Annotated in this window: 5 protein-coding genes; 4 read left to right on the top strand and 1 reads right to left on the bottom strand. The window is 48.5% G+C overall.

What is annotated here, in order from left to right:
• Positions 1–3,572 (top strand): ATP-dependent RNA helicase HrpA (gene hrpA / locus OMP95_RS00575; protein WP_266324812.1); only part of this gene is annotated, 3,572 nt, incomplete at its 5' end.
• 139 nt (positions 3,573–3,711) lie between these two features.
• Here hrpA and OMP95_RS00570 read toward each other — a convergent pair.
• On the bottom strand, positions 3,712–6,042 hold the full coding sequence (locus tag OMP95_RS00570; protein ID WP_266324810.1) for a putative bifunctional diguanylate cyclase/phosphodiesterase: 2,331 nt from the start codon (positions 6,040–6,042) through the stop codon (positions 3,712–3,714).
• Positions 6,043–6,277: 235 nt separating this feature from the next.
• Here OMP95_RS00570 and OMP95_RS00565 point away from each other — a divergent pair, with 235 nt between their 5' ends.
• The 3 genes from OMP95_RS00565 (at position 6,278) to OMP95_RS00555 (ending at position 7,640) form a co-directional block, all read left to right on the top strand.
• A complete protein-coding gene (locus tag OMP95_RS00565; RefSeq protein ID WP_266324808.1) occupies positions 6,278–6,823 on the top strand; it encodes a glycine zipper 2TM domain-containing protein in 546 nt (181 codons plus the stop codon).
• An 11-nt stretch (positions 6,824–6,834) separates the two neighbouring features.
• Entirely contained in the window at positions 6,835–7,239 is a 405-nt protein-coding gene (locus tag OMP95_RS00560; RefSeq protein WP_266324806.1) for a c-type cytochrome, read from the top strand.
• Between the two features lie 110 nt (positions 7,240–7,349).
• Positions 7,350–7,640: a PepSY domain-containing protein gene (locus OMP95_RS00555; protein WP_266324805.1), complete on the top strand. Its 291-nt coding sequence runs from the start codon at positions 7,350–7,352 to the stop codon at positions 7,638–7,640.

Genomic DNA, 7,640 nt, shown 5'->3' with positions numbered 1-7,640 from the left:
GTCTGGAATTGGGCCGAGGGGTAACCGGACTGATTGGTCATACCCAGCCCAGACGTATTGCGGCCAGAACAGTGGCTACCCGCATTGCGGAAGAACTCAACTCCGAAATCGGCCAGGTGGTCGGCTACAAAGTCCGTTTTCATGATCAAGTCAACGCCGATCGCAGCTATATCAAATTGATGACCGACGGCATTTTACTGGCCGAAACCCAGAACGATAACTTTCTTAACCAATATGACACATTGATCATTGATGAGGCGCACGAACGCAGCCTGAATATCGACTTCCTGCTCGGCTATCTGAAACAGCTATTACCCAAACGCCCCGATCTGAAAGTCATCATCACCTCGGCGACGATTGATACCGAGCGGTTTTCCCGCCATTTTGATAATGCCCCTGTTATCGAAGTCAGCGGCCGTACCTATCCGGTAGAAACCCGCTACCGTCCCCTGCTGACCGCTGATGAAGATTCACCCGATTACGACATGGTGCAAGGCATTGTGGCCGCGGTGGATGAGTTATGCCGCGAAGGACCGGGCGATGTATTAATTTTCCTGGCCGGTGAGCGAGATATCCGTGATGTATCGGAAGCCTTGCGTAAACATCACCCGCCTCAGACTGAAATTCTGCCTTTATTTGCCCGCCAATCTGCTGCTGAGCAAAACCGGGTTTTCAAAACCGGAGGTCAACGCAGAATTATTTTGGCTACCAATGTCGCCGAGACCTCGCTTACCGTGCCCGGCATCCGCTACGTCGTCGATCCGGGTAATGCCCGTATCAGTCGCTATAGTGTACGGAATAAAGTTCAACGGCTGCCCATTGAGAAAATTTCACAATCCAGTGCCAACCAACGTGCAGGTCGCTGTGGTCGTGTTGCCGCGGGTATTTGTATTCGCCTTTATGACCAGGAGGATTTTAATAATCGTCCGGCCTTTACTGATCCTGAGATCCTGCGAACCAATCTGGCCTCGGTGATTTTGCAAATGTCGGCCCTCAAACTGGGCGATCCGGCTAAATTCCCGTTTATCAATCCGCCACCCCAGAAGATGATCAATGATGGCTACCGGTTGCTGGAAGAACTGGGTGCTGTTGATAAACGCCGCCAGATTACTGTAATCGGCAGACAGCTGGCGAAATTGCCTATTGATCCACGCATTGCCCGCATGATTCTGGCCGCAGGTGATAAAAACAGTGTCACCGAAGTGCTGGTTATTGCCAGTGCGTTGAGTATTCAGGATCCGCGGGAAAGACCGATGGACAAACAACAGGCAGCCGATGAAGCGCATGCAAAATATAAAGACGAGCGCTCGGATTTTCTCGGTTTTCTCAAATTGTGGGCCCTGTATCACGACAAGAAAAAACATTTAAGTCAGAACAAGCTGCGTAAATTCTGCCGTGACAACTTCCTGTCATTTCTGCGGCTGCGTGAGTGGCATGATATTCATCAGCAATTGCATGTACAGGTTTCACAACTGGGCCTGAAACCAAATCAGGTGGCAGCCGGTTATGAAGAAATTCATCAAGCCTTGCTGAGCGGTTTACTCAGTCATATCGCCGTTAAAACCGATAAATTTGAATACACCGGCGCGCGTAACCTGAAGTTACAAATCTTCCCCGGTTCTTCCCTGCATAAAAAAGGTCCCAAATGGTTGATGGCGGCAGAACTGGTAGAAACTGGACGTTTGTATGCCCGTATCGTAGCCAAGATCGAGCCGGAATGGATTGAACCGGTTGCGGGTGACTTGATAAAACGCCAATACAGCGATCCACACTGGGAAAAGAAAGCCGCTCAGGTTGTCGCTTTTGAGTCGGTTTCACTCTACGGCTTGCCGGTTGTGACCCGCCGGCGGATACATTACGGACCGATAGATCCGCCACTGTCCAATGAAATATTTATCCGCGAAGCTTTAGTTAACGGCGACTGGCATAATAAAGCGCTTTTTTTCCGCCATAACCTGCAGTTAATCCACGATATCGAGTTGCTGGAACAAAAATCACGCCGCCGCGATGTGTTAGTCGATGAAGATATTCTGTTCGACTTTTATCGCGCGCGGATACCTGCTGACATCATCAACGGTGCCGGTTTTGAGAAGTGGCGTAAACAGGCAGAGAAAAAAGATGCCAAGCTGCTGTTTCTAAGCCGTGAACAATTGATGCAGCATCAGGCGGAACAAGTCACCGTAGATAATTATCCGGATCAGATGCTGATCAACCGGGTGCCGCTGCCGCTGGAATATCATTTCGAGCCGGGCAAGCAGTATGACGGTATTACCCAGACTATTCCGTTGTCACTGCTCAATCAGACCAACCCGCAACGCTATCAGTGGCTGGTGCCGGGTTTGTTGCGCGACAAAATCATTTTTCTGATCAAAGCCCTGCCCAAATCCTTACGGCGTCATTTTATTCCGGTGCCTCAGTATGCTGATCAATGTCTGCAACATCTGTCGCCGGAGTCAGGTGATTTATTAGCAGCTTTGAGCGAACAACTTCGGAAGCTGACCGGCGTTGAAATTGCAGCCAATGACTGGCGAACTGAAGAGCTGCCGCTATATCTGCAAATGAATTTCCGGCTGGTGGATGATAGCGGCAAACTTCTGGCTGAAAGCCGCGACCTGGAACAACTCAAGCAGGACTGGGCCAAACAGGCTGCTGCCAGTTTCCGGCAGATACCCGACAGTGAATATGAACAGCGGGGCCTGACCGGCTGGTCATTTAATGACTTACCTGAACACATCACATTAGAGCAGAATGGCTTGCAAATGACCGCTTATCCGGCACTGGTCGATAAAGGTGACAGTGTTGATCTGACCCTGATGGATACAGCCGGCCAGGCCCGTAGCCTGACGCATCTGGGGCTGCGTCGTTTGTTCATGTTGGCCCAGGTGGATGCGGTGAAATATTTATCTCGAAACCTGCCGGGCATTCAGCAAATGTGTCTGCACTATGCCAATGTGCCGCCATCGCCGTTTGAGCGGAATCAAGCCGATACCGAGATGACGCCCTGTGAACAGCTGAAAACGGACCTGATCCATGTCGCCTTTGACCGCTGTTTCCTGCTTGGTCAGCCGGCAGTCAGAAACCGACAACAGTTTGAACAACGGCTTAATGAAAAACGCAGTGAGTTGATTAAAATCGCTTCTGATCTGGCACTGAGTATTGCCAGCCCCCTGGCCGAATATCATGCAATTGCTAAACGGCTGGGCGGCAAGATACCCCTGACAGCCATTAATGCCATCAGTGATATCCGTGAACAGCTCGGTTATCTGATATATCAGGGGTTTGTGCATGATACGCCGGATGATGCCCTGGAACGCTTGCCGGTTTATTGCCAGGCCGCCGGGATCCGTCTGGATAAACTGCTCACTGATCCGCTGAAAGACAAACAACGTATGGCCGAGGTGATGCCCCACTGGCAGCGCTTCACCAGCAAGGCTGACAAGTTGCAGACAGAGGAATTCAAAACTTACCGCTGGATGCTGGAGGAATTCCGGATTTCAGTATTCGCTCAGGAATTAAAAACCGCCTACCCTGTTTCAGCCAAACGTCTGGAAAAACAGTGGCAAAGCTGCTGATTATCAACCTTAAAACGCACGATTTCAGTGGTAGATAAAAGCGCTCCATGCGGCGTTATGGTGCTTGACAAGGGAATCACCATTGCCTACGCAACAACCTTGCATTGGAAACGCTGCGATGGCTCTGAAAACATGAATTTTAAGGTTGATTGGGTATAGACCAGGGTTCCGGTTTCCCCAAATGGAAACCCTGAACATAATCAATACCCAGCTGTTTCATCATTGCCAGCGTCTTATTATCTTCAACAAATTCGGCAACAGTTTTCAGCCCCATTACCTGACCAATACCGTTGATTGAATTGATAATCTCAAGATTGACCGTATTGCTGATGCAGTCTTTGACAAACATACCGTCAATTTTCAGATAATCGATGGGCAATTGCTTGAGATAGGCAAAAGATGACAGACCACTGCCAAAATCATCCAGCGCAAACAAGCAACCAACTTTGCGCAGCTCACTGATAAAAAGCAGCGCTGAACGCATATTGGTGATGGCTGCGGTTTCAGTAATTTCGAAACATAACACCGCATCCGACTCGGCCAAAGCCTCGGCCTGAATCATGGTAATAATCTTTTCGTAAAAACGGCTATCGCCCAGAGACTGGCCCGACAAATTAATGGCATAAATGCCTCGAATGTCCCGCCCCTGCTTGCGTGCCTGGTGCAGGCGGGATAACACATGTTCGACAGTCCACATATCAATCGCAGCAGCCAGATTGTAACGTTCCGCTGCCGGCAGGAAATTGCCCGGCGCAATAATGCCGCCATCATCGTCTTGCATCCTGATCAGCAATTCGTAATGTGGCCAGGATTTATTACTCGGATGGGTGGCAATAATCGGCTGACTGTACAGCAGCAATTTCTGCTGTGCCAGCGCCTGCTGAATACGTGAAACCCATAGCATTTCGCCATTACGCTGAACCAGATGTATATCATCGGCGCTATATACATGCACCCGGTCACGTCCTGCCTCTTTGGCGGCATAGCAAGCACTGTCAGCTTGTTTTAATACATCGATCAATGAACTGTCATACTTAATGGCAACCAGCCCGAAGCTGGCACTGACTTTGAACCTGTGACTTTCATACTCAAAGGTAAAGTTGCGAATGTTACTCAAAACCTGATCGAGCAACTCTCTTGCTCTGGCTAATGAGCAGTTAGGCATTAACACTGCAAACTCATCGCCGCTGAAGCGCGCCAGCATGTCCGACTGTCGCAACGATGTTTTCAATATATCGCTGATTTGACATAGCAACGCATCACCGGCGATGTGACCGCAGGTATCGTTAATAACCTTGAACTGATCAAGATCCAGATAACAAAACACATGTTCATCATCTTGCTGTTGCAGCACTTCCTGCAACCGGTCTTCCAGGGCAATACGGTTGGGCAATCCCGTCAACGCATCATGCTGCGCCTGATATTGCAGATTCTGACTTAATACATATTCCTGGGTAATATCCTGTGACTGCATGACTACATAGTCCACCTCACTTTCATCATTTCTTACCGCAGAAAGTGTAGATAACAGCCATAAGGTTTTACCGCTTCTGCTCGCGAACCGTCTGGTGATTTTGTACTGATCGATCTTTCCGCTCAGCAATTCGTCAAAATATGGGCTCACATTACGGGGAACATCTTCGTGTAACAACTCAATGGAACGCAAAGACTGCATTTCCTTCTTGCAGTAACCAAACAGCTCGCAAGCCGCTTTATTTACATCAAGAATCTGGTGTTCCCTATCGATCAGCAACATGGGCACACCGGCTTCCTCAAAGGTATGCAGCAGAAAATTTTCTTTTTCCTGCAGTTGTCTCAACAGGACCGATTGTTCTTTATTGATATCAGTTAAATCAGCCACCAACCTGCTGTTTTCATGTCGAAGTCCGAGACTATCGATCAGACGGTGATGCAGATTGTTAACCAGGATCGATATTGATATGAGATAGACAAAAGTCGTTAATGCCTCCCACTCCAACCCGGCAAGGAAAATGCCGATAGCTACCGGCAGGATCATCGGCATCACAAAAGCGCAGAAACTGCGGATACTGCTGAGATGAGAAAACACTGATCCGGCAGACATGCCCGCCACGACCAGTGGAATAATGAGCTGCTGTGTCAGCGGCAGTGTTGGGTCAAACTGCCAACCCAGCATGCCCCAAATACCGCCGCTTATTAATAAAGCAAATGCATAGCTATTTTCATAAAAACGTACCGCATCGGCAGAAGGATTGCCTGCCAGCTTTAATTTCAGTCGTTGTAATAGCAGCAAACGCAGGAGATTCACTACCATTGATAGCGAAACCCAGATGATAACGAACATCGAAGAGATGAGCGGATAGAGTACAACTGCAGTGATACTACTGATGCTGATATTGGTCAGGATGGCGGTCAGGCCTTGCTGCAACAAAATTTGCAATCGCATCTTGTCAATCTGTTGTTGATCGACAGCACGAGAATCCCTATTCATGCTAAAAGCCGTGTTCAAATTCGCTCCTGAATATATTTCCGTTTTTTCGTAATTGTGAACTACATCACAGTGTAGCAGTTAATGCAGATAGCGATGAATGAAAAAATGTCGACTGGTTCACATTATTTCTCAGATACATCGAAAATCAGCTAACAAATGTATCAAGTCATTCAGTTTTGGTTCAGTTTAGCTCTGCTAATCTGCAGTCAACAGCTAACAAAAGAGGAGAGCTGTCATGAAAAACGTGATCAAAACATTAACGCTGGCCACCGCGCTTACGCTGGTATCAGCCGGTGCGATGGCCGGTGATCGTTATTATCGTGACCATCACGATTATGATCGTTATGAAAAAGCACGTGTCACTCATGTCGAACCTATCTATAGCACAGTGCATGTGACTACACCACACCGCGAGTGCTGGGATGAACCTGCTTACAGACGTGGTTCCGGCTCATACACCAGTACCATAGCCGGTGGCATTATTGGCGGTGTAATCGGTAATCAGTTTGGCAGTGGTGGCGGTAAAACAGCCATGACCGTTGCCGGTACCCTGCTGGGAGGCTCTGTCGGCCGTGATGTTGGCAATCGTGATAGTTATCACGCGCGCTATGAAGAGCGTTGCAGGGTCACTGAATCCCATCATCATGAACGCCGCATTGATGGCTACCGTGTAACTTATCGTTATCACGGTCAAACCTACACTACTCACATGGATCATCATCCGGGTAAATTTATTCCGGTTGATGTTCACGTAGAGCCACGTCACCATCGCTATTATTAAGAGGAATTGAAATGAAATTACGTGAATTAATGACAGTCATGCTGTGTCTGTCAGCTACGGGTCTGATGACCAGTCTGCCGCTGCAGGCACAGGAACGCCCCTATACGGTGACTAATGGGAATCAGCTTGATGCAGACAGTTATAAAGGCTTCAAACTTTACCGTAACTGGTGCGCCCGCTGCCATGGCACCTACGGCCAGGGTCTGGCCGGACCTAATCTGGCTCAAAGCCTGAATAAAATTAGTCGAGATGAATTCATGACCACCGTAGCAGACGGTAAAACAGGCACTATCGGCAGTATGCCGGCATGGAAAGCCAACCCCGGTGTCATGGAAGGCCGCGAATATATCTACAGCTATCTTAAGGCCCGTGCTGATGGAGCAATTGGTGAAGTCAAACCTGAAAAAGCCAAATAAAGCAGACCTGGTTATGAAAACCGAAACTTGCTTTACACGCAGATATTGTTATATACCGAAACAACATTGTTTCGGTATAAATACACGTTCACGGATGTTAAGGTCGTTTGATGTTGAATTTTAGGTATCTGCCACTGATTATTATGCTGACGAGCCTGCCGGCGATGGCAGATCATTTGCCCTATGATCTGGAACCCGGCACCAGCATCAACGAGATTGCGTTACCCTTGACCAAACATACGGCTGCCGAACTGGCCCGTATTGAAACGGGCGGCAAGGTTTTATCCGTCGATGAGGAGCGTCGCAACAATCACATTATTTTCCGGGTCAAAGTACTGCATAATAATGGCAAAGTAAAAGTCCACCGTATCGATCGTGATACCGGACATGCAGCTCGCTGA

This window comes from Methylophaga sp. OBS4 (assembly GCF_026319305.1).
Taxonomy (GTDB): domain Bacteria; phylum Pseudomonadota; class Gammaproteobacteria; order Nitrosococcales; family Methylophagaceae; genus Methylophaga.
The sequence above is the reverse complement of the archived record's forward strand: the minus strand, read 5'-3'. Positions and strand labels throughout refer to the sequence as shown.